At 69.8% G+C, this 24,006-nt stretch carries 25 protein-coding genes and 1 riboswitch; of the genes, 10 read left to right on the top strand and 15 right to left on the bottom strand.

From position 1 onward, the window contains the following. Positions 1–186: 186 nt before the first annotated feature. A complete protein-coding gene (locus KEC55_RS08535; RefSeq protein ID WP_282504972.1) occupies positions 187–891 on the top strand; it encodes a glutathione S-transferase N-terminal domain-containing protein in 705 nt (234 codons plus the stop codon). 104 nt (positions 892–995) lie between these two features. Here KEC55_RS08535 and KEC55_RS08530 read toward each other — a convergent pair whose 3' ends face one another. After that, positions 996–1,499, bottom strand: coding sequence for a MarR family winged helix-turn-helix transcriptional regulator (locus KEC55_RS08530; protein WP_282504971.1), 504 nt, complete (start codon positions 1,497–1,499; stop codon positions 996–998). Between the two features lie 130 nt (positions 1,500–1,629). Here KEC55_RS08530 and KEC55_RS08525 point away from each other — a divergent pair, with 130 nt between their 5' ends. Then, on the top strand, positions 1,630–2,808 hold the full coding sequence (locus KEC55_RS08525; RefSeq protein WP_282504970.1) for an MFS transporter: 1,179 nt from the start codon (positions 1,630–1,632) through the stop codon (positions 2,806–2,808). A 15-nt stretch (positions 2,809–2,823) separates the two neighbouring features. Here KEC55_RS08525 and cobM read toward each other — a convergent pair whose 3' ends face one another. The 5 genes from cobM to KEC55_RS08500 form a co-directional block, all read right to left on the bottom strand. Then, the gene (gene cobM / locus KEC55_RS08520; RefSeq protein ID WP_282504969.1) at positions 2,824–3,555 is read right to left on the bottom strand and encodes a precorrin-4 C(11)-methyltransferase; all 732 of its coding nucleotides are present in this window, start codon (positions 3,553–3,555) and stop codon (positions 2,824–2,826) included. A gap of 43 nt (positions 3,556–3,598) precedes the next feature. After that, complete coding sequence (locus KEC55_RS08515) at positions 3,599–4,330, bottom strand: cobalt-precorrin-6A reductase (protein ID WP_282504968.1); 732 nt, start codon at positions 4,328–4,330, stop codon at positions 3,599–3,601. Then, entirely contained in the window at positions 4,327–5,415 is a 1,089-nt protein-coding gene (locus tag KEC55_RS08510; protein WP_282504966.1) for a cobalt-precorrin-5B (C(1))-methyltransferase, read from the bottom strand. The genes KEC55_RS08515 and KEC55_RS08510 overlap by 4 nt, the downstream gene beginning before the upstream one ends. Beyond that, positions 5,415–6,686 (bottom strand): precorrin-6y C5,15-methyltransferase (decarboxylating) subunit CbiE, encoded by a 1,272-nt coding sequence (cbiE, locus tag KEC55_RS08505; protein ID WP_282504965.1) that lies wholly within the window; start codon positions 6,684–6,686, stop codon positions 5,415–5,417. Before cbiE ends, KEC55_RS08510 begins: the two co-directional genes overlap by 1 nt. A gap of 123 nt (positions 6,687–6,809) precedes the next feature. After that, positions 6,810–7,106: a hypothetical protein gene (locus tag KEC55_RS08500; protein ID WP_282504964.1), complete on the bottom strand. Its 297-nt coding sequence runs from the start codon at positions 7,104–7,106 to the stop codon at positions 6,810–6,812. A 147-nt stretch (positions 7,107–7,253) separates the two neighbouring features. Further along, a riboswitch (cobalamin riboswitch) is annotated at positions 7,254–7,444 on the top strand. 107 nt (positions 7,445–7,551) lie between these two features. Between KEC55_RS08500 and cobG the strand changes: the two genes are divergently transcribed. The 4 genes from cobG to cobJ are packed head-to-tail and all read left to right on the top strand — an operon-like array spanning position 7,552 to position 11,972. Next, entirely contained in the window at positions 7,552–8,916 is a 1,365-nt protein-coding gene (gene cobG / locus KEC55_RS08495) for a precorrin-3B synthase (RefSeq protein ID WP_282507505.1), read from the top strand. Then, the gene (locus tag KEC55_RS08490) at positions 8,909–9,535 is read left to right on the top strand and encodes a precorrin-8X methylmutase (RefSeq protein ID WP_282504963.1); all 627 of its coding nucleotides are present in this window, start codon (positions 8,909–8,911) and stop codon (positions 9,533–9,535) included. Before cobG ends, KEC55_RS08490 begins: the two co-directional genes overlap by 8 nt. Continuing rightward, the gene (locus KEC55_RS08485) at positions 9,532–10,266 is read left to right on the top strand and encodes a precorrin-2 C(20)-methyltransferase (protein WP_282504962.1); all 735 of its coding nucleotides are present in this window, start codon (positions 9,532–9,534) and stop codon (positions 10,264–10,266) included. The genes KEC55_RS08490 and KEC55_RS08485 overlap by 4 nt, the downstream gene beginning before the upstream one ends. Beyond that, complete coding sequence (gene cobJ, locus KEC55_RS08480) at positions 10,263–11,972, top strand: precorrin-3B C(17)-methyltransferase (protein ID WP_282504961.1); 1,710 nt, start codon at positions 10,263–10,265, stop codon at positions 11,970–11,972. Before KEC55_RS08485 ends, cobJ begins: the two co-directional genes overlap by 4 nt. A 6-nt stretch (positions 11,973–11,978) precedes the next feature. Here cobJ and KEC55_RS08475 read toward each other — a convergent pair whose 3' ends face one another. Next, a complete protein-coding gene (locus tag KEC55_RS08475) occupies positions 11,979–13,184 on the bottom strand; it encodes an MFS transporter (protein WP_282504960.1) in 1,206 nt (401 codons plus the stop codon). A gap of 94 nt (positions 13,185–13,278) precedes the next feature. Here KEC55_RS08475 and KEC55_RS08470 point away from each other — a divergent pair, with 94 nt between their 5' ends. Together KEC55_RS08470 and KEC55_RS08465 are read left to right on the top strand one after the other, a co-directional pair. Continuing rightward, complete coding sequence (locus KEC55_RS08470; protein ID WP_282504959.1) at positions 13,279–14,181, top strand: LysR substrate-binding domain-containing protein; 903 nt, start codon at positions 13,279–13,281, stop codon at positions 14,179–14,181. A gap of 239 nt (positions 14,182–14,420) precedes the next feature. Beyond that, positions 14,421–15,776 (top strand): chitinase, encoded by a 1,356-nt coding sequence (locus KEC55_RS08465; protein WP_282504957.1) that lies wholly within the window; start codon positions 14,421–14,423, stop codon positions 15,774–15,776. Between the two features lie 128 nt (positions 15,777–15,904). Here the strand turns inward: KEC55_RS08465 and KEC55_RS08460 are convergent, their stop codons facing one another. The 4 genes from KEC55_RS08460 to KEC55_RS08445 all read right to left on the bottom strand — a co-directional run bounded on the left by KEC55_RS08460 (position 15,905) and on the right by KEC55_RS08445 (position 20,608). Further along, positions 15,905–16,648, bottom strand: a complete 744-nt coding sequence (locus KEC55_RS08460) for an IclR family transcriptional regulator (RefSeq protein WP_282504956.1) — start codon at positions 16,646–16,648, stop codon at positions 15,905–15,907. 60 nt (positions 16,649–16,708) lie between these two features. Further along, on the bottom strand, positions 16,709–17,875 hold the full coding sequence (locus KEC55_RS08455) for an acyl-CoA dehydrogenase family protein (RefSeq protein ID WP_282504955.1): 1,167 nt from the start codon (positions 17,873–17,875) through the stop codon (positions 16,709–16,711). A 142-nt stretch (positions 17,876–18,017) separates the two neighbouring features. After that, a complete protein-coding gene (locus KEC55_RS08450; RefSeq protein ID WP_282504954.1) occupies positions 18,018–19,319 on the bottom strand; it encodes a CitMHS family transporter in 1,302 nt (433 codons plus the stop codon). Positions 19,320–19,444: 125 nt separating this feature from the next. After that, the gene (locus KEC55_RS08445) at positions 19,445–20,608 is read right to left on the bottom strand and encodes a CaiB/BaiF CoA transferase family protein (RefSeq protein WP_282504952.1); all 1,164 of its coding nucleotides are present in this window, start codon (positions 20,606–20,608) and stop codon (positions 19,445–19,447) included. A 277-nt stretch (positions 20,609–20,885) separates the two neighbouring features. Between KEC55_RS08445 and KEC55_RS08440 the strand changes: the two genes are divergently transcribed. Both KEC55_RS08440 and KEC55_RS08435 read left to right on the top strand, forming a co-directional pair. Then, positions 20,886–21,143 carry a hypothetical protein gene (locus KEC55_RS08440; protein ID WP_282504950.1) on the top strand — a complete coding sequence of 86 codons (258 nt, stop codon included), beginning with the start codon at positions 20,886–20,888 and terminating at the stop codon, positions 21,141–21,143. 150 nt (positions 21,144–21,293) lie between these two features. Beyond that, entirely contained in the window at positions 21,294–21,716 is a 423-nt protein-coding gene (locus tag KEC55_RS08435) for an NUDIX hydrolase (protein ID WP_282504948.1), read from the top strand. 21 nt (positions 21,717–21,737) lie between these two features. Here KEC55_RS08435 and KEC55_RS08430 read toward each other — a convergent pair whose 3' ends face one another. The 4 genes from KEC55_RS08430 to KEC55_RS08415 form a co-directional block, all read right to left on the bottom strand. Then, on the bottom strand, positions 21,738–22,064 hold the full coding sequence (locus tag KEC55_RS08430; RefSeq protein WP_282504946.1) for a low molecular weight protein tyrosine phosphatase family protein: 327 nt from the start codon (positions 22,062–22,064) through the stop codon (positions 21,738–21,740). Between the two features lie 13 nt (positions 22,065–22,077). Then, a complete protein-coding gene (locus KEC55_RS08425; protein ID WP_282504944.1) occupies positions 22,078–22,650 on the bottom strand; it encodes a DUF1993 domain-containing protein in 573 nt (190 codons plus the stop codon). Positions 22,651–22,836: 186 nt separating this feature from the next. Continuing rightward, positions 22,837–23,289: a YaiI/YqxD family protein gene (locus KEC55_RS08420; protein WP_282504942.1), complete on the bottom strand. Its 453-nt coding sequence runs from the start codon at positions 23,287–23,289 to the stop codon at positions 22,837–22,839. A 61-nt stretch (positions 23,290–23,350) separates the two neighbouring features. After that, positions 23,351–23,887 carry a vWA domain-containing protein gene (locus KEC55_RS08415; protein ID WP_282507504.1) on the bottom strand — a complete coding sequence of 179 codons (537 nt, stop codon included), beginning with the start codon at positions 23,885–23,887 and terminating at the stop codon, positions 23,351–23,353. Between the last annotated feature and the right edge of the window lie 119 nt (positions 23,888–24,006).

Here is a 24,006-nt window from a genome sequence, read left to right as displayed (position 1 = left end):
GGCTTCGGGCGGCTTCGGGCGGCTTCAGGCGGGATGGCGCGGCACGAGCGGGCCGACGCCTGCATCGATTCCGGGGATCGGCTACAGTGGGCGTTTTCGGCGCGCTCCGGCCCGCCGCCGCGCCGCGGTCCATCCGTGTGGCAGCGCGGCGGAGCGCGGATCCTTCACTTCGACGAGCGAACCTTCATGCCCGACCTGTCCGCCTTCCCGATCACGCACAAGTGGCCGGCCCAGCATCCCGACCGTCTCCAGCTCTACTCGCTGCCGACGCCGAACGGCGTCAAGGTGTCGATCATGCTCGAGGAAACCGGCCTGCCGTACGAGCCGCATCTCGTGCGCTTCGACACGAACGACCAGTTGTCGCCCGAATTCCTGTCGCTGAACCCGAACAACAAGATCCCGGCGATCATCGATCCGAACGGCCCCGACGGCAAGCCGCTGCCGCTGTTCGAATCGGGCGCGATCCTGCTCTATCTCGCGGACAAGACCGGCCAGCTGATCCCGAAGGATCTCGCCGGCCGCTACGAGACGATCCAGTGGGTGATGTTCCAGATGGGCGGCATCGGGCCGATGTTCGGCCAGGTCGGGTTCTTCCACAAGTTCGCCGGTCGCGACTACGAGGACAAGCGCCCGCGCGACCGCTACGTCGACGAGTCCAAGCGCCTGCTCGCCGTGCTCGACACCCATCTCGCTAACCGCCAGTGGGTGATGGGCGATACCTATACGATCGCCGACATCGCGATCTTCCCGTGGGTGCGCAACCTCGTCGGATTCTACGAAGCGGGCGATCTGGTCGGTTTCAGCGAATTCCGGAACGTCAAGCGCGCGCTCGACGCGTTCGTCGCACGTCCGGCCGTCGCACGCGGGCTCAACATCCCGGCACGCGGCTGAGCGGCCACGCCGCAGCGCGTGCTCGCGCGGTGCGGCACGCGTGTCTGCTCACGCCCGCCGCATTGCGCGGCGGGCATTTTTTTTGCCCGCGCGGGGCGCACGCCTCATGCGTCCTGCGCCTCGCCTTCCAGCCCGGCCAGCAGCTTGCCCAGCAATTGCGACAACTGCGCCTGTTCCGCCTCCGACAGCGCGGCCAGTAGCGCGCGCTGGTTGTCGATGTGCGCGACGACCGCATCATCGATCAGCGCGCGACCGGTGTCCGTCAGCGCAACGAGCGTGCCGCGCCCGTCGGCCGGGTTCGGCCGGCGCTCGACCCAGCCAGCTTTCTGCAGCCGGTCGATACGCGCGGTCATTCCGCCCGACGACATCATCAACGCGTCGTACAGCGCGGTCGGCGTCAGCGCGAACGGCGCCCCGCCGCGCCGTAGCGTCGCGAGCACGTCGAATTCGCCCGGCTGCATCCCGTAGCGCGCAAACAGCGGATTGAGGCGGTCTCGCGCGATCACGAGCGCGGCTTCCTGCAGCCGCCCCATCACGACCATCGACGACGCGTCCAGATCCGGACGCTCGGCGCGCCATTGTGCGAGCGCATGCGCGGCTCGATCCATTAACCCTCCTCGGCTCACCAGTTATCTTGACGTCGAGATAAATCAGCATTTATCTTGATGTCGAGATACTTTACCTGAAAAACGCGCGGCGCCTCGCGGGCAGCCGCGCACCGATATCGAGGGCCTTGCGATGAATCGCTTTACTTCCCCCGGATGGCGGCTTGCCGCCATCGTGCTCGTCGGGCTGAACCTGCGGCCGGCGCTGGCCGCGGTCGGCCCGCTGCTCGACATGATCCAGCGCGCGACCGGCCTCGGCGACAGCGCGGCCAGCCTGCTGACGACGATCCCGATCCTGCTGATGGGGCTCGGCGCACTGAGCGCGCGGCGCCTGCAGCGTGTGACCGGCATCGCGGGCGGCGTGTGGCTCGGCGTCGCGCTGATCGGGCTGGCCTGCGTGTCGCGCATCGGCGCGCAGCACGCGTGGCTGCTGCTCGCGAGCGCCTGCTGTGCGGGCATCGGGATCGCGATGGTGCAGGCGCTGCTGCCCGGTTTCGTGAAGGCGCATTTCGCGACACGCATCGGCGGCGCGATGGGCGTCTATTCGACGTCGATCATGGGCGGCGCGGTGCTGGCGAGTGTCGTCGCGCCGTTAGCGGCAGCGCGCTGGGGCTGGCTTGCCGCACTCGCGGGCTGGGCGTTGCCGGCGGCGCTCGCCGCACTGGCCTGGCCGCTGGCGAGCCGCGGCGGCAATGCGCTCGCCGCCGGGCCGGCGTCGGCAACGCATGCGCAGCCGTCGCGCTCGCCGCGCGCGTGGCGGCTCGCGCTGTTCTTCGGAGTGGCGACCGGCGCGTACACGCTCGTGCTCGCGTGGCTGCCGCCGTACTACATGCGGCTCGGCTGGTCGCCGACGGCAGCCGGCAGCCTGCTCGGCGGCGTGACGCTCGCGGAAGTCGTCGCGGGGCTGACGATCTCGGCGGCAATCGACCGCCTGCCCGATCGCCGGCCCGCGCTGCATGCGGCGATCGCGTCGTTGTTCGTCGGCTTGCTGGTGATGCTGGCCGCACCCGAACCGCTTGCGCTGCCGGCCGCGCTGCTGATGGGCGCGGGGATCGGCGCGCTGTTTCCGCTGTCGCTGATCGTCACGGTCGACCATGCGGCGACGCCGGCCGATGCCGCGTCGCTGACGGGGTTCGTGCAGGGTGTCGGTTATTTGATCGCCGGGTTGTTTCCGTTCGCGGCCGGCCTCGTGCGCCAGCATCTCGCGGATTTGACGCCCGCGTGGATCGCGATGGCGTGCCTGTGTGTCGTGTTGTTCGCGCTGGCGGCCGGGTTTGCACCGCGGCTGGCGCGGCAGGTCGCACGCGCCTAGGCAATCGGCCTCGCGTCAGCTGCCCGCGCTCGCGTACAGCGTCGAATCCGCGAACCCTTCGGCGTCGAGCACGCGCCCGATCAGGATCAGCGCGGTGCGCTCGATCTGCGTACCCTGCACTTTGGAGACGATGTCCGCCAGCGTGCCGGTCACGCGTTCCTCGTCGGGCCAGCTCGCGCGATAGATCACCGCGACCGGGCAAGCGGCGCCGTAATGCGGCAGCACTTCGTCGACGATACGCGCGAGATGGCGCACGCCGAGATGGATCGCGAGCGTCGCGCGGTGCGCGGCGAGCGCGCCGAGCGCTTCGCCTTCCGGCATCGTCGTCTTGCCCGCGAAGCGCGTGAGGATCACCGTCTGCGCGACACCGGGCAGCGTCAGCTCGACGCCGAGCGTCGCCGCGCAAGCGGCCGTGGCCGTCACGCCCGGCACGATTTCGTACGGAATCCCGAGCGCCTTCAGCCGGCGGATCTGCTCGCCGATCGCACCGTACAGCGACGGGTCGCCCGAATGCACGCGTGCGACGTCCTGCCCTTTCGCATGCGCGGCCGCGAGCAGCGCGACGATCGCGTCGAGGTCGAGTTCGGCCGTATTGACGACTTGCTCCGCGCGATGACCGTCGAGCACGGCCGCCGGCACGAGCGAGCCCGCATACAGGATCACCGGGCAGGTGCGCACGAGGCGCTGGCCCTTCACCGTGATCAGCTCCGGGTCGCCGGGACCCGCGCCGATGAAATACACCGTCATCGAAAATTCTCCGTCAATTCGTTGGATGATCCGCCGTGCCGCGTCATGCGCGCGCGGCCGGATCGAGTGCGTCCAGCAGTGCCGCGACCGAGTCGAACGCGCGATCGGCATCGGGCAGCGGCGGCCGGCGCAGCATCACGACCGGCAGCCTGCGCTCGCGCGCGACATCGAGCTTGGCCTCGGTGGCCGCACCGCCGCTGTTCTTGCTGACGACGACGTCGATGCCCGTCAGCGCGAACAGCGCACGTTCGCCGTCGAGCGTGAACGGCCCGCGCGTGGCGACGATCTGCGCATGCGCGTTGCCGGGATGCGCGTCGAGACAGCGCACGAGCCAGAACTGGTGTGGCGGGATCGTGTCGAGGTGCGCGAGCGGTTCGCGGCCGAGCGTGAACAGCGGCCGCCTGAACGGGGCGAGCGCGGCCTCGATGCCGGCCCAGTCGTCGACCATTCGCCAGTCGTCGCCCGGTTGCGGCGTCCAGGGCGCGCGGCGCAGCGCCCACAGCGGCACACCCGTGTCGCGCGTCGCGACAGCGGCGTTCGCGCTGATTTGTGCGGCATACGGATGCGTTGCGTCGATCACGAGGCCGATGCCTGCGTCGCGCAGATACGCGGCCAGCCCGGCGGCCCCGCCGAAGCCGCCGACGCGCACGTCGCAGCGCAGGTCGTCGGGCACCTTGCCGAGGCCGGCCAGGCTATAGACGTGATGCGGGCCGAGCGCGCGTGCGATCTTCAGCGCGTCGCCGGTGCCGCCGAGCAGCAGGATGCGTACGCTCATCGCGCTTGCCCGACGAAGCGGCCCTGGCGGTCGATCGCGAACATCTCGACGTCGACCGACGGCGGCACGATATCGCGTGCGACGCGCAGCGCATGCGCGCAGACGAGATCGCCGAGCGGCACGCCGTCGGCCTGCGCAAGCTTCAACGCTTCCTGGCTCGTGTTCGCGGCGCGCATCGCGGCCTGCAGCGCATCGCTCGCGCCGGCTTCGGCCGCCCATTGCGCGAGCAGCGGCAGGTCGATGCTCGAATGACGACTGTGCAGGTCGAGGTGACCGGCCGCGAGCTTGCTGAGCTTGCCGAACCCGCCGCACATCGACAGGCGCGCGACCGGGGCGCGCCGCAGGTGCTTGAGCACCGCGCCCGCGAAATCGCCCATCTCGATCAGCGCCATGTCGGGCAGGTGGTAATGCGCGCGCATCGCGTCCTCGCTCGCGTTGCCCGTGCACGCGGCGATATGCGCGATGCCGTTCGCGCGTGCGACATCGATCCCCTGGTGGATCGACGCGATATAGGCCGAACACGAGAACGGCCGCACGATGCCGGTCGTGCCGAGGATCGACAGCCCACCGACGATGCCCAGGCGCGGGTTCATCGTCTTCAGCGCGAGCGCCTCGCCGCCTTCGACGCCGATCGTCACGTCGAAGCCGCCCGCATAGCCCTGCTCGGCTGCGAGTGCTTCGAGGTGGGTCGTCATCATCTGGCGCGGCACCGGATTGATCGCCGGTTCGCCGACCGGCAGCGTCAGCCCCGCGCGCGTGACCGTGCCGACGCCGGGCCCCGCGTGAAAACGCACGCCGGGCGCCGCCGCGAGCGCGACGCGCGCGAAGATCAGCGCACCGTGCGTGACGTCCGGATCGTCGCCGGCATCCTTGATCGTGCCGGCTTCGGCGCCGTCGGCCGTGACCCGGCAGAACGCGAGCCGCATCATCACGCGCTGCCCTTTCGGCAGCACGATCTCGACCGCATCGTGCGCCTCGCCCGCGAGCAGCAGCCGCGCGGCCGCGAGCGACGTCGCGGTCGCGCAGCTGCCGGTCGTATAGCCGAAACGCAGCGGCGCGGGTTGTTCGGGGGTTTCGTCGCGCATCACGCGTCCACTGCGTTCGGCGGGTTCGACGCACCGGCCGGGTCGATCGCATCGGCCACCTCGGCCGTGTCGGGCTTGCGCACGTCATACAGCGTGACCGGCAGCGGTTGGCGCCACGTGTCGAAGCGGCCGAGCGGTTCCGCATGCGCGAGCGACACGCGCGTGAGCGTGCCGCCGTGCGCGTCGCGCCACGCGGCGAGCGCCATCTCGCCTTGCAGCGTGACCGCGTTCGCGACCAGCCGGCCGCCGGGTTTCAGCGATGCCCAGCACGCGTCGAGCACGCCGGGCGCCGTCGCACCGCCGCCGATGAAGATCGCGTCGGGCGTCGCGAGCCCTGCAAGCGCGTCGGGCGCGCGGCCCGCGACGAGCTGCAGGCCCGGGACGCCGAGCGCGTCGCGGTTGTGTTCGATGAAGCGCTGCCGTTCCGCATGCGCTTCGATCGCGATCGCCTGGCAGGACGGATGCGCACGCATCCATTCGATGCCGATCGAACCGCTGCCCGCGCCGACGTCCCATAGCAGTTCGCCGGGTGCGGGCGCGAGGCGCCCGAGCGTCATCGCGCGCAGGTCGCGCTTGGTGAGCTGGCCGTCGTGGCGGTAGGCATCGTCGGGCAGGCCGGGCGTGAGCGCGCGACGTGGCGCGTCGGGGCCGGCCTGGCAGTCGAGCGCGACGAGATTGAGCGCGGCCGTTTCCGCAACGGCCCAGTCCTGCGCGAGGCCGTCGAGACGCCGCTCGAGCGGACCGCCCAGATGTTCGAACACGCTGATGCGCGTCGGCCCGAAGCCGCGCGCGGCAAGTTCGGCCGCGACGGCGGCCGGCGTGCGGCCGTCGGCGCTCAGCACGAACAGGCGCCGGCCCGGCAGCAGATGCCGCGCAAGCGTCGCGAGCGGACGGCCGACGAGCGAGACCGCGCCGACGTCCTGCAATGCCCAGCCGAGGCGCGCAGCCGCGAGCGACAGCGACGACGGTGCGGGCAGCACACGCCAGTCATCGGAGGAAAGTTGGCGCGCGAGCGTCGCGCCGACGCCGAACAGCATCGGGTCGCCGCTCGCGAGCACGCAAACGGGCGAGCCGCGCCGCGCGAGCACGCTCGCGAGATCGAACGGCGACGGCCACGCTTCGCGTTCGGCACGCAGCCGTGCGGGCAGCATGTCGAGATGCCGTTTCGCACCGACGACGAGCGTCGCGTCGAGCAGCGCGCGTCGTGCGCTGCGCCCAAGCCCCGCGTAACCGTCGTCGCCGATGCCCACTACCGTCAGCCACGCCGTCATGCACCCTTCCCCATCGTTCGATTCCCTGCAATTTGTTGCGATGCGCGGCCGTCGTGCTGCCGCGCGTTGACTCGTTGACGCCCGTCGCCACCGCCTGCCCGGACGCGCGATGCGGCCGCGATGTCAGCCGTGCGGCGCGCCGCCGAGGTAGTTCAGCAAGGTCAGATACATGCCGGCGATCGATGCGACCAGCAGCCAGCCGAGCAGCAGCCACACGAGTGGCCGCACACCGCCTCGCCTGAACAGCCAGGTTCCGCCGGCCACGATCGGCACGACGAGGCCGGCGAGCCCGACATTCTTCGGCCACTGCGCGGACGGCGCAAACGGAATCAGCGTGAATGCGAGCAGCATCCATGCGGGGATGCCCAGCAAGGCCAGCGCAATCCCCATGCCGAACAGCTCCGTCCTGCCGAGTTTCATCATTGCGGATCCCGGCGGATCGCCGGTCGGATGTCGAGCCGCCAATCGTACCATCCGCGCGCGCTCGCGCAATCCGCCACAGCCGTGCTGCGACGCGGCTGCAGGGCAAACCCGCCGATGCCGGAGCGTCGTGAAAATCGGGTATCCTACGGCCGTTCGTTCGCCGGTGCCCTTCGGGGCCGAAGAGGGAACACAGGGCGCGCCACGCGCCGCTGTGGCTGCCCCCGCAACTGTAGACAGCGAGCCGATCTCCCCTTCATGCCACTGGTTTCACCGGGAAGGCCGGGAGCCGGCGCCGACCTGTCAGCCAGGAGACCTGCCGGCCAGAAAGTGCGTGCGTGCCAGTCGGCGTCGGGCGGGGTGTACCGATGCGTTGGCCGCGGCGCGACACTGTCCCGGTATCCCGTTGAGTTCCGCCCCCGATTCGATTCCTGCGTCGCCCGTCGTGCGCCCGTCGGCTTGCCCGGGGCTCGTGCGCGTGGTCGCGGCCGCCGACGGCGGGCTGTGCCGGATCAAGCTGCCGGGCGGCCGGCTCGATGCGCGCCAGGCGCGCGCGATTGCCGCCGCCGCACGTGCGTACGGCTCCGGCGCGATCGACGCGACCAATCGCGCGAATCTCCAGCTGCGCGGCATTCGCGACGGTGCCGCCGACGCGCTGACGCGCGCGTTGCTCGATGCGGGGCTCGGCCCGCGGGCCGAGGCAGCGGCAGGTTCGGCCAACGATACGGCCGCGCTCGCCGCGAGCGACGACGTCCGCAACATCATGCTCAGCCCGCTCGCCGGGCACGATCCCGCCGCGCTCATCGACAGCCACGCAATCGCCATTCCGCTGCTCGACATGCTGGCCAGCGAGCCGCGCCGCGGCGAGCTGTCGCCCAAATTCTCGATCCAGCTCGACGGCGGCGAATCGGTGGCGGCGCTCGATCATCCGCACGACATCTGGCTGGCCGCGTGGCGCCGTGCCGACGGCGCGGTACGCATCGCGGCCGGGCTGGCCGGCTGCCCGCCGGTCGCGGATGGCGACCGGCCTGCGTCGGTCGATGTGTCGCCCGATCAGGCGGTCGCGCTGGTCCGCGCACTGCTGCTCGCGTTCCTCGATCTCGCGCCAGCCGATGTCACGCGGATGCGCGCGTTGCTGGCAACGTACGGCGAACGCGCGTTACTCGAACGCGCGCAGCACTACCTGACTTTCCCGCTCACGGCCGATCCCGCGCTCGCCAGCTGGCGGCGCACGAGCACCGATTGGGCACTGCGTTTCGGCATGCGCCCGTCGCTCGATACGGCGCGCGGCAGCGTCGGCGCGCAATGCGTGCTCGGGCGGCTCGACGCGACGCAGCTGGAACGGCTCGCCGCGCTGGCCGAAGCCGATGGCGACGGCACGCTGTCGATGACACCGTGGCAAGGCGTGTTTCTGCACGGCGTGCCGAACGAACGCGCACCGGCCACGCTCGACGCACTCGCGTCGCTTGGCCTCGTGTGCCGGCCATCGGACCCGCTTGCCACGCTCGTCGCCTGCACCGGCAGCGCAGGCTGTGCGAAAGCACGCGCCGACACGAAACACGACGCACTCGCACTCGCCGCGCGCATCGGCCATCCGGTCGACGTGCACCTGACCGGTTGTGAACGCCATTGCGCACTGCCGCATCCCGCGACGCATACGCTCGTCGCGGTGGCGCCCGCGCATTACGACCTTTACCGGCGCGACGCGGCCGAGGGCCTCGGCGCCCCGCTCGCGCGCCATCTGACGATTGACCAGGCCGCGGCCCGTTTGACGGGCGCGCGGCACAGCCAGGACACCACCGATGCTTGACTACATTCGCGACGGGCAGGAAATATACCGCCAGTCGTTCGCGACGATCCGCGCCGAGGCCGACCTGTCGCAGGTTCCGCCCGACCTCGAGAAACTCGCGGTGCGCGTGATCCATGCGTGCGGGATGGTCGACGTCGTCTACGACCTGCGCTTCTCGGCCGGCGCCGGCTCGGCGGGCCGCACGGCGCTCGCGGCCGGCGCGCCGATCCTGTGCGACGCGAGGATGGTCGCCGAAGGCATCACGCGCGCGCGGCTGCCGGCCGACAACCGCGTGATCTGCACGCTCGGCGAGCCGGAAGTGCCCGATCTCGCGCGCCATCTCGGCAACACACGCTCGGCCGCCGCACTCGAATTGTGGCGCCCGCATCTCGCGGGCAGCGTCGTCGTGATCGGCAATGCGCCGACCGCGCTGTTCCACCTGCTCGACATGCTCGACGCCGGCGCGCCGCGCCCCGCGCTGATCCTCGGTTTTCCGGTCGGCTTCATCGGCGCGGCCGAATCGAAGGCGATGCTCGATGCCGACAGCCGCGGCGTGCCGTACGTCGCGCTGCTCGGCCGGCGCGGCGGCAGCGCGATGGCTGCCGCCGCGGTCAACGCGCTCGCGACGGAGGTCGAATGACGACCGCGCGCGGACGCCTGTTCGGAGTCGGCGTCGGCCCCGGCGATCCTGAACTGATGACGATCAAGGCGCTGCGCGTGCTGCAGGCGGCGCCCGTGGTCGCCTATTTCGTCGCGAAGGGCAAGAAAGGCAATGCGTACGGCATCGTCGAAGCGCACCTGCTCGACGGGCAGACGCAACTGCCGCTCGTCTATCCGGTGACGACCGAAGCACTGCCGCCGCCGCTCTGCTACGAGACGGTGATCGCCGACTTCTACGACACCGCAGCCGAGATCGTCGCCGCACACCTCGACGCGGGACGCGACGTCGCGGTGATCTGCGAAGGCGACCCGTTCTTCTACGGCTCGTACATGTACCTGCACGACCGCCTCGCGCCGCGCTACGACACCGAGGTGATCCCGGGCGTATGCGCGATGCTCGGCGGCACGGCCGTGCTCGGCCAGCCGCTCGTCTATCGCAACCAGAGCCTGTCGGTGCTGTCCGGCGTGCTGCCCGAGCACGAGCTGCGCGAGCGGCTCGCGCGGGCCGACGCGGCCGTCGTGATGAAACTCGGCCGCAATTTCGACAAGGTGCGGCGCGTGCTCGACGAACTCGGGCTCGCGAAACGCGCGCTGTACGTCGAGCGCGCGACGATGGCGAACCAGCGCATCGTGCCGCTCGACGCGGTCGACCCGATGGCGTCGCCGTATTTCTCGCTGCTCGTCGTGCCGGGGGAAAAATGGCAAGGATGACGACCCCGCCCGCGATCGTGGTTCTCGGTGCGGGCGCGCTCGACACCGCGCGACGCATCCAGGCGCGCTACCCGGGCGCCCTCGTGCATGGCCTCGCATCGCGCATCGATGCCGACGTGCCGTTCGACGACCTCGGCGCACACCTGCGCGAACTCTATGCGCGCGGCCTGCCGATCGTCGCACTGTGCGCGGCCGGCATCGTGATCCGCTGCCTCGCGCCCGCGCTTGCCGACAAGGGCGTCGAGCCGCCGGTGCTCGCGGTCGCGGAAGACGGCTCGGCCGTCGTGCCGCTGCTCGGCGGGCTGACGGGCGTCAACGTGATCGCGCGCGAAATCGCCGAATGCATCGGCGTCGCGCCCGCGATCACGACGAGTGGCGAATTGCGCTTCGGCGCATGCGTGCTCAATCCGCCCGAAGGCTATGCGCTGGCCGATCTCGCACAGGGCAAGCGCTTCGTGTCCGACCTGCTCGCGGGTGCCTCGACGCGCGTCGACGGCGCGGCGGCGTGGCTCGACGATGTCGCGCTGCCGCGCGACGATGCGGCAGCGCATGCGATCCGCGTGACGCCCGATGCATGGCGCGGCACACGCGATGAACTCGTGATCCATCCACGCAGCGTGGTGGTCGGTGTTGCCGAGGATGCAGTACACGCGGAAGACGCACTTGTCGCGCGCATCGAAGCCATGCTCGACGCACAAGGTCTCGCGCGGCTGGCACTCGCCGCCATCGTCGCGCCGGCATCGGCGATCGGCAACTCCACGCTGGAGGAAGCCGCGCAAGCGCTCGGCGTGCCGCTGCGTTTCGTCGACACCGACAGCGACGCGCAAGCCGATTCAGGCACGCTGCTTGGCCGCACGTTGCGTGTCGCACACACGCTGCGCCCGGCATCGAACGGCCTCGCATGCGCGGTGGCGTCGTATCCGGTCGATCCCGCCACGCTCGGCCGTGCGCGCGGCCGCCTGACCGTGCTCGGTCTCGGCCCGGGCGCCGCCGCGTGGCTCACGCCGGCCGCACGTGCCGCGCTCGCGGAAGCGACCGACATTCTCGGCTACACGACCTACGTGAACATGGCCGGCCCCTTCCGCGGCGACCAGCGCGTGCACGGCACCGACAATCGCGAGGAAATGCAGCGCGCACGCCATGCGTTCGAACTGGCGGCCGAAGGCCGGCGCGTCGCGGTCGTGTCATCCGGCGACCCCGGCGTGTTCGCGATGGCCGCGGCCGTGCTCGAGGCGCTCGACGAAGCACGCAACCCGCAGTGGGCCGCGGTCGACCTGCGCGTCGAACCCGGCATCTCGGCGTCGCTCGCGACGGCCGCGCAGGCAGGCGCGCCGCTCGGCCACGACTTCTGCGCGATTTCTCTGTCGGACAACCTGAAGCCGTGGGACGTGATCGAGACGCGCCTGAGGCATGCGGCGCAGGCCGATCTGGTGATGGCGTTCTACAACCCGATCTCGCGTGCGCGGCCGTGGCAGCTCGACCGTGCGCTCGACATCGTGCGCGCGCACCGTGCGGCCGACACGGTGGTCGTGCTCGGCCGCGACATCGGCCGGCCGGGCGCGACGCTTGCGACGACGACGCTCGGCGCACTGCGCGGCGATCAGGTCGACATGCGTACGATGGTGATCGTTGGCTCGTCGACGACGCGGCGCTTCGCGATCGGCAATGCGCGCGAATGGGTCTATACGCCGCGCTGGTATCGCTGATTTCGGCTAGCGCGTGAGCGTACCGTCGCGCGCGCCGGCATGCGCGATGCCGGCCGTGCCGCCGGTGCGCCAGAACCGATACACGAGCACGCCGACGATGGCCTGCGCGACGACCACGAAGGCGACGCAGCCGGCCCATCCCCACCGGTGCCAGCCGGGTACCGGCAGGATCGAGCCGAGGCTGCCGCCGAAGTAATAGCAGGACAGGTAGATACCGATCGCCGTCGAGCGCGCACTCGACGCCGCCTGCGAGATAAACGTGTTGGCCGACGCCTGTTCGACGAACACGGCGGTCGAGCTGAGCGCGAGGCCGGCCAGGATCACCGGCACGCTGTCCGACAACGTCAGCAACGCCCCGCCGATCGCGAGCGCGGCTGCCGCGAGCCCCGGCGCGCGCGGGCCGCGATGCCGCGCGAGGCGCCCGGCCAGCGGCGTCACGATCACCGCAACGAGGAACACCGCATAGATTGCGCCGATCTCGACCGTGCCGAAGCCGAACGGTGCCCGCGCGAGCCGCAGGCCGACGAACGTGAACGTCGCCACCTGCGACGCGAGCACGCATGCGCCGATCGCGAACGACGCGAGCAGCGGGCCGCGCGTGACGATGCGCCACGACGGCCCCGCATCCGTATCGCGGCCCGACACCCGCCGCGCGACCGCACCGGACGCCGGCAGGCTCGCGTATATCGCGACGCCCGTGACGAGACACAGCGCCGCGACGACATCGAGCGCATGCCGCCAGCCCCACATCGACGTCAGCAGGTTCGTCACGAAGCGGCCGGCGAAACCGCCGAGCGTCGTGCCGGCGACGAACAGCGCGCTGATCTCGGCCGACGTGCCGTGATCGAAGCGTTCGCCGATATAGGCGATCGACAGCGCAAAGATGAACGGCATGACCAGCCCGGCCGCGAAGCGCGCGCCGAGGAACGACGCAAAGCCCGCCGCGTGCGCGGACCAGACGACCGGCAACGCGACGGCCATCGCCGCCAGCGAGATCGCGACGCGCCGTTCGATGCGCGCGGCCAGCACGCCGACGAACGGCGCGATAATGGCGACAGCCATCGTGGTCGCGCTTACGCCCTGCCCTGCGCGCTCCGCGCTGACGCCGAAGGCCTCGGCGAGTTCGTGCAGGATGCCCTGCGTCGAATAGAGATTGAGAAACGCGGCGAAGCCGCAGAGAAAGAACGCGATGCGCGTGGTCCTGTCGTTCATCGGAAATGCCTGGTCGTCGATGCCGACAGTCTGACGAGCGCGCCGCGTGCACGCCAATACCGTTTTCAGCGCAATTGATACCGGAACGACAACAATGCTCGACCTGCGCCGCCTCCGTTATTTCGTGGTCGTCGCCGACGAACTGCACTTCGGCCGCGCGGCATTGCGCCTGCGCGTCGCGCAGCCGCCGCTGACACGCCATATCGCCGCGCTGGAAAGCGATCTCGGCGTGCGCCTGTTCGAGCGCTCGACGCGCGCGGTGCGGCTCACGCCGGAAGGCGAGTTGTTCCTTGAACATGCGCGCCACGTCGTCAGCGCGGCCGCCGAAGCCGAGGCGAGCGCGCGCAAGATCGCGCAAGGCATCGCCGGGCGCCTCGTGATCGGCTATGCGAGCTCGATTCCGATGTCCGACACGTTCCCCGACGTGATCCGCGCCGCGAGCCGCACGATGCCCGACGTCGAACTCGCGTTTCGCGAAGCGGCGACCGCCAGCCAGCGCCAGCAGATCGCCGACGGCGCGATGGACGTCGGCTTCGGCTGGGCGTGGGACGGCGCGCCCGGCGTACCGGTCGCGTCGCTCGTCGTGTCGCGCGAACCGCTCGTCGCGGCCGTGCCGGCCGGTAATCCGCTCGCGAACCGTGCGAGCCTCGACGTCGCCGAACTGGCCAGCGAAACCTTCGTCACCTTTCCGCCCGGTTACGGTTCGGCGTTGACCGCCGCGCTGGACGACCTGTGCGCGCAGGCCGGATTCGCACCGCGGATCGGGGCAACCGCCGCACAGATCACAACGCTCGTGTCGCTGGTGGCCGCCGAACGCGGCATCGCGATCGTGCCGGGCTTCACGGCGACGCTGCAGCGTCCGGGCGTCGTCTACGTGCCGCTCGCCGGCACGCGCGCAGTCGAGCAGATCGTGTCGTGGAACGAGCCGTTTTCGTCGGCATGCGTCGAGCGTTTCGTTGCGCTGGCGCGCTCGCTCGCGCAGCCTGCATCGACGTAAGCGGCACGTCTCGCGGGGCGGGCGCCGATCGGGAAAATCACCCGCCCGATGCGTTGCGCAACGGTGTCGAATCGGCAAGATCGTTACGTATCGGGAATCAAATAACAAAAAGAACACCTAACCATTCACTATTCAGCGCGAATCCTCCAAGATGGGCACGCCGCCGGCCGGGCATGCCCGGTCGCACGACCGGCGGCGATACGCAGGCCAACGTATCCCTCTTCCACTTGGAGAACACAATGAACAACAATGTGTTGCCGCGTTTCATCCCGCGTGCAGTTGCCGCGGGTTGTCTGCTTGCAGTGGCGAGTGTGTCCCAGGGCGCCGGCGTCTATGCGCCCTTCGTCGACGTGACGCTCTATCCGACGCCGCTCGTCGACCAGATCGGCGTCCGGCAAGGTATCCAGCAATTCACGCTCGCGTTCGTGGTCGCGGGCAACGGCTGCGTGCCGTCGTGGGGCGGCGTGCAGCCGATCGGCAACGGCGCGAGCGGCGGCCTCCTGACCGCGCTGTCGACGTCGATCGCGAGCTACCGCGCGAAAGGCGGCGAAGTCGCGGTGTCGTTCGGCGGGGCGAACGGTACGCCGCTGATGCAGGCGTGCTCGACGGTCCCTGCGTTGAAGAGCGCGTACCAGACCGTGATCGACACGTACGGCCTCACGCACATCGATTTCGACATCGAAGGCGCATCTCAACAGGACACGGCCGCGGTCGCGCGCAACTTCCAGGCCGTCGCGCAACTGCAGTCCGACTATGCGGCGAAGGGCAAGCCGCTGCACGTCACGCTGACGCTGCCGACGATGCCGACCGGGCTCACGCAGGACGGCCTGAACGTGGTCAACGCGGCAATCGCGAACCAGGCCGCGTTCGATGCGGTGAACGTGATGGCGATGGATTACGGCCCCGCGAACATCGACATGGGCGCCGCCGCGATCAGCGCCGCGCAGGCGCTGTACTCACAACTCGACACGGCGTTCAAGTCGGCCGGCCAGCCGAAGACCAATGCGCAGCTCTGGCAGATGGTCGGTGTTACGCCGATGATCGGCGTGAACGACGTGCAGGGCGAAACCTTCACGCTCGCGAATGCGCAAAGCGTGCTGAATGCGGCGATCGCCAACGGCTACGGTTTCTTCGGCAACTGGTCGGTCGGCCGCGATCAGGCGTGCCCGTCCGGCGGCACATATGCGTCGCCGACCTGCTCGGGCGTCGCGCAGCAGCCATACGCGTTCGCGACGATCTTCAAGCAGCTCGACGGCAAATGGGGCGCGGGCGTGACGCAGGATCCGAACTACGGCGGCGGCTCGGACGGCGGCACGCCGCAGCCGGGCGCACCGTGGGCTGCCGGCCAGGTCTACACGGCCGGCGCGACGGTCACCTACCAGGGGACGACGTACCAGGCGCAATGGTGGACGCAGGGCGACGTGCCCGGCCAGGCGGCCGTATGGAAGCCGGTCGGCGGCGGCACGGCCACGTGGTCGGCGACGACCGCGTATTCAGGCGGCACCTGCGTGATGTACCAGGGCGCGAAGTATTGCGCGAAATGGTGGACGCAAGGCGACAACCCGAGTGCGGGCGGTGTGTGGGTGAAGTCGTGATGCCGCGTATCGGCCGTCGTTAGGCTCGCGGATCCGGGGCCGTTCGCGGCGATCGCTGCCCGATCGGCGGCGGACGGCCTGCTGGCTGGCGCGTTTGCAGGGCCGCTGCAGGCGTGCCCTGCCCGCCGTCAACCGCGCGCGTGCTCGGCCAGCAGCTTGGCCTTCGCGTCGACGAGCAGCGCCGCATGCGTGTCGCGATGCTGGCGGATCCGCTCGGTCGGCCCGACGACCGACAGCCCGTACCAGTCGCCGTCGAGCGTCAGCGCGACCGCGATCGCCGACAGCTCGGGCGCGCTCTCGCCGAAGTTCTCGGCCCAGCCTAGATCACGAAACCGTGCGGTTTGCGCGACGAGCGCCGGCAGGTCGGCCACCGTCGCCTCGGTAAAGCGTTCGAACGCCAGCTGTGCGCCGAGCGTTTGCTGCGCATCGCCGGCGAGTTCCGCGAAGATCGCCTTGCCGATCGAGTTCGCATGCAGCGGACGCAGCTCGCCGGGCTGGCGCGTATAGCGGATCGCCTGCTCCGACTCGACGACGTCGAGGTACGTGACCGACACACCCTGGATCTTGCCGAGCACGGCCGTCTCGCGGCTCGCGTCGCGCAGCGCGACGAGGTGCGGATGCACGATATCGACGACGGGATCGGTCGCGTCGATCGCGGCGGCGATCGTCTGCAGGCGCCGCGTCGGGTAGTAGCCGCCACGTTTGCGCACTTCGTACAGATAGCCGCGGCTCACGAGCGTGCGCGCCATGGCGAGGCAGCTCGACGGCGGCACATCGAGCAGGCGCGCGAGTTCGGTGAGTGGCAGCGGCCGCCGTTCGGCGGCGAACAGCTCGAACAGGTCGAGCGTGCGGGCAACGAGTTTGACGTCCATGACGAGCGCTTGAATCGAAACGGGAAACCGCGCGCGGCGCCGGCCGCCGGGTCGCTACGGTCAGTACGACTTCGGCAGCCCGAGCACCTTCTCCGCGATGTAGCACAGGATCAGTTGCGGACTCACGGGCGCGAGCCTCGGAATCATACACTCGCGCAGGTAGCGCTCGACATGGTATTCCTTCGCGTAACCCATCCCGCCGAGCGTCGCGACGGCCGTCTGGCACGCCTGGAACGCGGCTTCGGCGCCGAGGTATTTGGCCGCGTTCGCCTCCGCGCCGCACGACTGCCCAGCGTCGTAGCGCGTCGCGGCCTTCATCACCATCAGCCACGCAGCCTCGAGTTGCATCCACACCTGGGCGAGCGGATGCTGGATCGACTGGTTCTGCCCGATCGGCCGGCCGAACACGACGCGCTCGCACGCATACTGCGTCGCGCGGCGCAGCGCGGCCTGCCCGAGCCCGATCGCCTCCGCCGCGATCAGGATCCGCTCGGGGTTCAGGCCATGCAGCAGATAGCGGAAGCCGTCGCCTTCGTTGCCGATCAGGTCATCGCGCGACACGCGCAGGTTGTCGATGAACAGCATGTTCGAATCGACGGCCTTGCGGCCCATCTTCTCGATTTCGCGCACCTCGACGTGCGAGCGGTCGAGGTCGGTGTAGAACAGGCTCAGGCCGTCGGTCGGCTTCGCGACCTGGTCGAGCGGCGTCGTGCGCGCGATGATCAGCATCTTGTTCGCGACCTGCGCGGTCGAGATCCAGATCTTGCGCCCGCTCAGCACATAGTGATCGCCGTCGCGACGCGCCTGCGTGGTCAGGTGCGTGGTGTCGAGGCCCGCGTCGGGTTCCGTCACCGCGAAGCACGCCTTGTCGTGCCCGGCGATCAGCGGCGGCAGAAAGCGCGCCTTTTGCGCTTCGTTGCCGAACACCTGCACGGGATTCAGCCCGAAGATGTTCATGTGCACGGCCGACGCGCCGGACAGGCCGGCGCCCGATGCGCTGATCGTGCGCATCATCAGCGCGGCCTCGGTCATCCCGAGACCGGCGCCGCCATGGGCCGGATCCATCGCGATGCCGAGCCAGCCGGCTTCGGCGAGCGCCGCGTGGAAGTCGGCCGGAAAGCCGCCCGCGCGATCGCGTTCGAGCCAGTAGTCGTCGCCGAAGCGCTCGCAGATTTTCTCGATCGCGCTTTCGATCGCGCGCTGGTCGTCGGTCAGGTCGAACTGCATGGATTGCACTCCCGGAAAAAGCCGAGCGGCCGCGCCGCTCTCAAAAAAGCGCCAGGCGGCGCCAGGGTTGCCGCGCCGCGGAACGTCCCCTCGCAGGATTGGCCCCTCGGGGCACGGCCACGAAGCGGCACGTCTGGCGCGCTCACAACGGAAACACGCCAACGATCACCGCGGCGAACACCATCAGCACGGTGGCGGCGAACAGGAACGGAATCGTGAATTTCTGGTGCTCGGCGAGCTCGACGCCGGTCAGGCCGACGATCAGGAACGTCGCGGGCGTCAGCGGGCTCACCGGAAAGCCCGTCGTCATCTGGCCGAGCAGCGCGGCCTGCGCCATCTGGATCGGCGGCACGCCAAGCAGCTTGCCGCTCTCCGCGAGCACCGGCAGCACGCCGAAGTAGAACGAATCGGGATCGAACAGCAAGCTGAGCGGCATCGACAGCAGCCCGAGCACGAACGGCATGTGGCGCGCATGCTCGACCGGCACGTGCGCGACGACGACTTCCGCCATCGCCTTCAGCATCCCGGTGCCGGACATGATGCCGGTGAACGCGCCGGCCGCGAGCAGCACGCTCGCCATCATCAGCGCGGCCTTCGCATGCGCGTCGATCCGCTCGCGCTGCGCCTGCACATCCGGGTAGTTGATCACGAGCGCGGCGACCGTGCCGAGCATGAACATCACCATCGGGTCGACGATGCCCGACACCAGAGTCACGAGCACGACGAGGGTCAGCGCGACGTTGATCCCGAAGCGGCCCGGCCGGCGCAACGCGCGTTCGGCGTCGGTCAGCTCGCGTGGTGCGATCGCCAGCGACGCCGCGCCGGCACGGTCGAGCCCGAGCCGCTTCGCCTCGCGCACGCCGAGCACGTACGCCGTGCCGAACACGAACACGAGCCCGACGATCTGTACCGGAATCATTGGCGTGAAGATCACCGAGCCGGGAATGTGCAGCGCCGCCGATGCGCGCAGCATCGGCCCGACCCACGGCAGGAAGTTGACGCCGGCCGCCATCGACGCGACGCACGCGAGAATCCGCCGGTCCATCCCGAGCCGCGTGTAGAGCGGCATCATCGCCGGCAACGTGACGAGAAACGTGACCGCGCCCGAGCCGTCGAGGTGAATCAGCAGCGCGAGCAGTGCCGAGCCCATCACGATGCGCGGCGGATGGCAGCCGATTACGCGCAATACGCCCGCGATGATCGGGTCGAGCATCCCCGAATCAGTGAGGATTCCGAAAAATAGAATCGCAAAAACAAACATGCCGGCGATCGGGCCGATGTTCTGCACGCCGTGCACGATGAACTTGCCGGTCTGCAGCCCGAAGCCCGCCGCGAGCGACGCGGCCACCGGCACGACGATCAGCGCGACGAGCGGCGACAGCCGTTTCGTGATGATCAGGCCGAACAGCGCGACGATGGCGATCGCGCCGATCCATGCGAGCATGATGCGTCTCCTCTTCAGCCGGCATGCGTCTTCCGTGCGCAAGCCGGCGTGATGTCCGAATGATGATGTGCCGGACCGCGCGGCCCTGCGCCGCAGCGCGGCGCGGCCGGCGGCCGCGATGCCGGTCAGTCCCGGCGATCGTCGTCGTCGTGGTCGTCGTGCGCAAACACCTGCGCCACGTGTTCGTTCAGTGCCGGCGGCGGCCGACGGTACGTCGCCGGCGTGCGGCCGAGCTTGATCGGCGACGCGATGCCGCGATGCCGGCCCAGCTCGACCTTCATCTCCCGATGCGCAACGTGCGGATGATCGAGCGCCGCATCGAGCCCGAGCACCGGCGCGCACGGCACGCCGCGGCGCATCAGCTGCTCGGCGAGCGCCGCACCGTCATGCGCGGCCAGTGCGGTTTCGAGCAGCGCACGCAGTGCGGCACGGTGCGCGCTGCGTGCACGGTTGTCGGCGAAACGCGGATCGTCGAGCCAGCCGCGCGTGCCGAGCACGTCGCACAGCGCCGCGAACTGCCCGTTGTTGCCGACCGCCAGGAAGATGTCGACGCCTGCCGTCGGAAAGCTGTCGTACGGCGTGATGTTCGGATGCGCGTTGCCGGTGCGCACGGGCGCGTTGCCCGAATGGAAGTAGTTCGGCGTATGCGGATGCAGGATCGACAGCGCGCAGTCGAACAGCGTCGACTCGACGAACTGGCCGAGGCCGCTCGCATCGCGCTCGCGCAGCGCCATCAGTACGCCGAGCGCCGCGTTCAGCCCGGTGACGAGATCGACGATCGGCACGCCGACGCGCAGCGGTGCGCCGCCCGCTTCGCCGTTGACGCTCATCAGCCCCGCGAGCGCCTGCACGGCCGCGTCGTAGCCGGGCAGCCCGCCGAGCGGGCCATCCGCGCCGAAACCCGACACGCGGCAATAGACGAGGCGCGGAAACCGCGCGTGCAGCGCGTCGAAGCCGAGCCCCCAGCGCTCCATCGTGCCGATCTTGAAGTTTTCGACGACGGCGTCCGCGTGCTCGAGCAGGCTGAGCAGCCGCTCGCGGTCGGCCGGTTGCGTCAGGTCGAGCGCGACGCCGAGCTTGTTGCGGTTCACACCGAGGAAATACGACGCGGTGTCGCCGTCGAACGGCGGCCCCCAGGTACGCGTTTCGTCACCGGACGGCGGTTCGACCTTGATCACCTCCGCGCCGTGGTCGGCGAGGATCTGCGTCGCGTACGGGCCGCCCAGCACCCGCGACAGATCGATGATGCGCAATCCCGCCAGCGCGCCCTGCTGCTCGTGTTCCGCCATGCGTCCCGCTCCTGATTCCGGTTGATCGGACTGCCGGCTCCGGTGGCCTGGCGCCTGCGCCACGCCTCTCCGGATTCGACGAATAATTCTTGTGTGTGAATTTATATTCACACTCGGGAATTATGTTGTCAAGCCCGGATGCACCCGCCTGCCGCGCGGATAACGTCGCCGAGCGCAAGTGGGGACGACACCGAACGCGGGCGGGTTGCGGTGGCGCCCCGCCCTTCGCTAAGCTGGCGGACTCCCTTCATCCTGACAAAAGCAAGGCGGAATATTCATGAAACGGTTGTGGCTGGCGGCCTTCGTACTGGCGTCGACGCTGGGCGTCGCACACGCGCAAACCCAGACTTTCCATTTCGGCGAAGGACAGACGCAAATGCCCGCCGCTGCACCGCGGGCCGGTGCGCCCGCTGCCCGGCCCGCGCCTGCGCGCCGGCACGCGACGGCGCCATCGCCGCATCATCGGCGCGCCGTTCACAAGCGCCGTTCGCGCCGTGCGAAGCCGGTGCGCAGCGGGATCTATACGCACGCATGACGCCGTGTCCGGCGCGCTGCGCCGTGCACGGAACTGTCACGAACGGCCGGTAAGATCGGTGCGGCTGCCTGCACGCCGTCGCGGCCCGCTGCCGGACAACTCGCCGCCGACGCGCACTTTCTCCACGATTCAGCACCTGTTTTGCCGAACATGAGCACCGGGCCGGATACCCTCGCCGTCACCAAGGAACGCGCCACGATCGTGTGCCGCCAGCGCAGCAGCGTGCTGCTCGTCGCCCGCACGGCGTCGCGCTGGTCGCTGCCGGGCGGCACGATCCGGCGCGGCGAGACGCCGCTCGAAGCCGCGCAGCGGGAACTGGCCGAGGAAACGCGGCTGGAGGGGCTCGCGCTCGACTATGCGGTGCAGTTCGGCGGGCTGTCGAAGCTCCATCACGTGTTCGTGGTCGAGGTGCCGGCACACCTGACGCCGCGCGCGAGCAACGAGATCGCCCGCTGCAAGTGGTTCACCGTCGACCGGCTCGACACGCTCCATGCGAGCGTGCCGACGCGCAAGATCATCGAGATGCTGCGTCTCGACTGTTTTTCGGCGATCGTCAACGGCCCGCTTCGTTGACGGCGGCGCTGCCCGCGCCGATCACGCGCGCAGGAACGGGCCGGCCTTGCGCTCGAGCAGCGCGACGAGTTCCGGCTGCATGAACGCGTAGCGGTCGGGAATGTCGAGGCAGACGATCTTCTTGCCCGTCAGATGCGGTCCGAAGCGCGTCGACAGCCTTGCCTTGTGCGCGCGCTCCATCACGAACACGATATCGGCCCAGTCGAGCTGCTCGGCGGATAGCCGCGCGTCCGCATCGGGCGCGAGGCCCGCGGAGTCGGTCTCGATGCCGGGCCACGCGGCAAATACCGCTTCGGCCGTCGGGCTGCGCAGCCGGTTGCGGCTGCAGATGAACAGTGCCCGTGTCATGTCGCTTCGATGTTCACCCTTGCGGAATCGTGCCGGGTCGTACGTATGCGAGCATGTGCGGCACGTAGTCGGCCTTGCCGAGTTCGACACCATGGTGGCGCAGGATCGCGTAAGCGGCGATCGCGTGGAAATTGAACTGCGGCAGCGCCCAGTCGCGCGCATATTGTTCGCCCGTCATGTCGAACGCGATCCCGTTCGGCAGCTCGAGCGCGATCGGCAGCGCCGTGCCGCCATCCAGCGCATCCGGCGCGAGTTCGCCGAGAAAGGCCAGCGTGCCCGCGATGATCGCCTGCGCGTCGGCGAGCGTGCCGGGCTGCGCATCCGCATTCCATCCCGCTTCGCGCAAGGCCAGCAGCGCAGCCGGCAACGGCTCGCCACGCAGCCGGTGGACGGGCTCCATCGCCTGGAAGCATGAGAAGCGCACCTGTGCCGCGAGCGGATACATGTCGGGCGCCAGCCTCAACGTCATCGCCGCGTCGGGCGCGTCGCCCGCGGCCTGCCGGTGCGCGACAGCCTTGTCGAGCCACGCGGTCTGTGCGCTCAGCATGTGGGTGAAGGTCGGGATGAGAAGTTGAGTCGGTGTCACGCGTGCACTCCTGGGTTGGATTGTCGTTTGCGCCACGATAGCAGCGTCGACGCAATCACGCACCCCGGCCCGGGCGACGTGCGCGATTCGATGTGGATCCGGCGGTCCGGCGATCCGGCGTTGTAGCGCGTGCGGGGCTCCCCCCACGCTGGACGCGTCACGACACGCGGCCGTCGCGCCCCGACCTCAAGACTTGCCGTGCCGCGCCAGAAACCGGTCGAGCTGCGAGGCAAACGCCTTGCCGTCACGCGCGCTGAACGGCGCCGGGCCGCCGGTGTCGATGCCCGCGCTGCGCAACTGATCCATCATCGCGCGCGTCGACAGGCGTTCCTCGATGTTCTCGCGGCTGAACCAGTTGCCGCGCGGGTCGAGCGCATGCGCGCCCTTGTCGAGGACGGCGGCAGCCAGCGGGATGTCGGCCGTGATCACGAGATCGCCAGCCTCGACCAGTTCGACGATGCGCGCATCAGCCACGTCGAAGCCGGCCGGCACCTGCACGGCCTTGATGAACGGCGACGGCGGCGTGCGCAGGAACTGGTTCGCGACCAGCGTCACGCAGATTTCGGCACGACGCGCGGCGCGAAACAGCATGTCCTTGATGACGGCGGGACACGCGTCGGCATCGACCAGTACTTGCATGGCGGGTTTTTCCAGTGGGCAGAAGCAGAAGCGGCGATCATATCGCACCGCCGGCCGGCCATCAGCCCGCGAGATCCGTGCGAAGCGCGTCCGCCGTCATCCATTGCGCGCCCCATGCGGCGGCAAGCCGCGCGCCCTGCCCGATCCGCACGGCCGCATCGTCGAAGTCGACGAACACGACGTGATCGGCCGCCGCGGGTTTTGCCGCCGTCTCGCGCGTGCGCCCGTCGGACAGCACCCACAGCCAGCGCTGCTTGCCGGGCTCGCGCCGCGCATCGCGCGCGAGCAACTGCGTGGCGGCCGCGATGCCGTCCGCGAGCGGCGTGCCGCCGCCGCCGTCGACCGGTTCGAGCCAGCGCGCATTCCACCAGCGCGGCACGGCCGGGCCGAACCGCCGTGCGGCGCCTTGACCGCCGAAGCAGATCAGCGCGGTTTCGACACGCTCGCGTGCAGCCTGATCGAAATACGCGACGATCAGCCCCTTTGCGAGCGCGAGCCGGTCGTGCGACAGCATCGACGCCGAACAGTCGAGCACGAAGCAATGCAGCGCCTGCGGCGTGCCCGCGCGTTTCCGGAAGCGCACATGCTCATGACACAGCGGTCCACCGCGCTTCGCGACGAGCGTCGCCGGCCACGCAACGGCCTTGCCCGCGCGTGCCGTGCCCGGTAAGCGCGCGGTTGCGCCTGACTGCCATCGAGGACCGCGAACGGCGTTCG

It is taken from the genome of Burkholderia cepacia (genome assembly GCF_029962485.1).
Lineage (GTDB): Bacteria > Pseudomonadota > Gammaproteobacteria > Burkholderiales > Burkholderiaceae > Burkholderia.
Note: the sequence above shows the minus strand (reverse complement) of the source record. Positions and strands in the feature narration are given on the sequence as shown.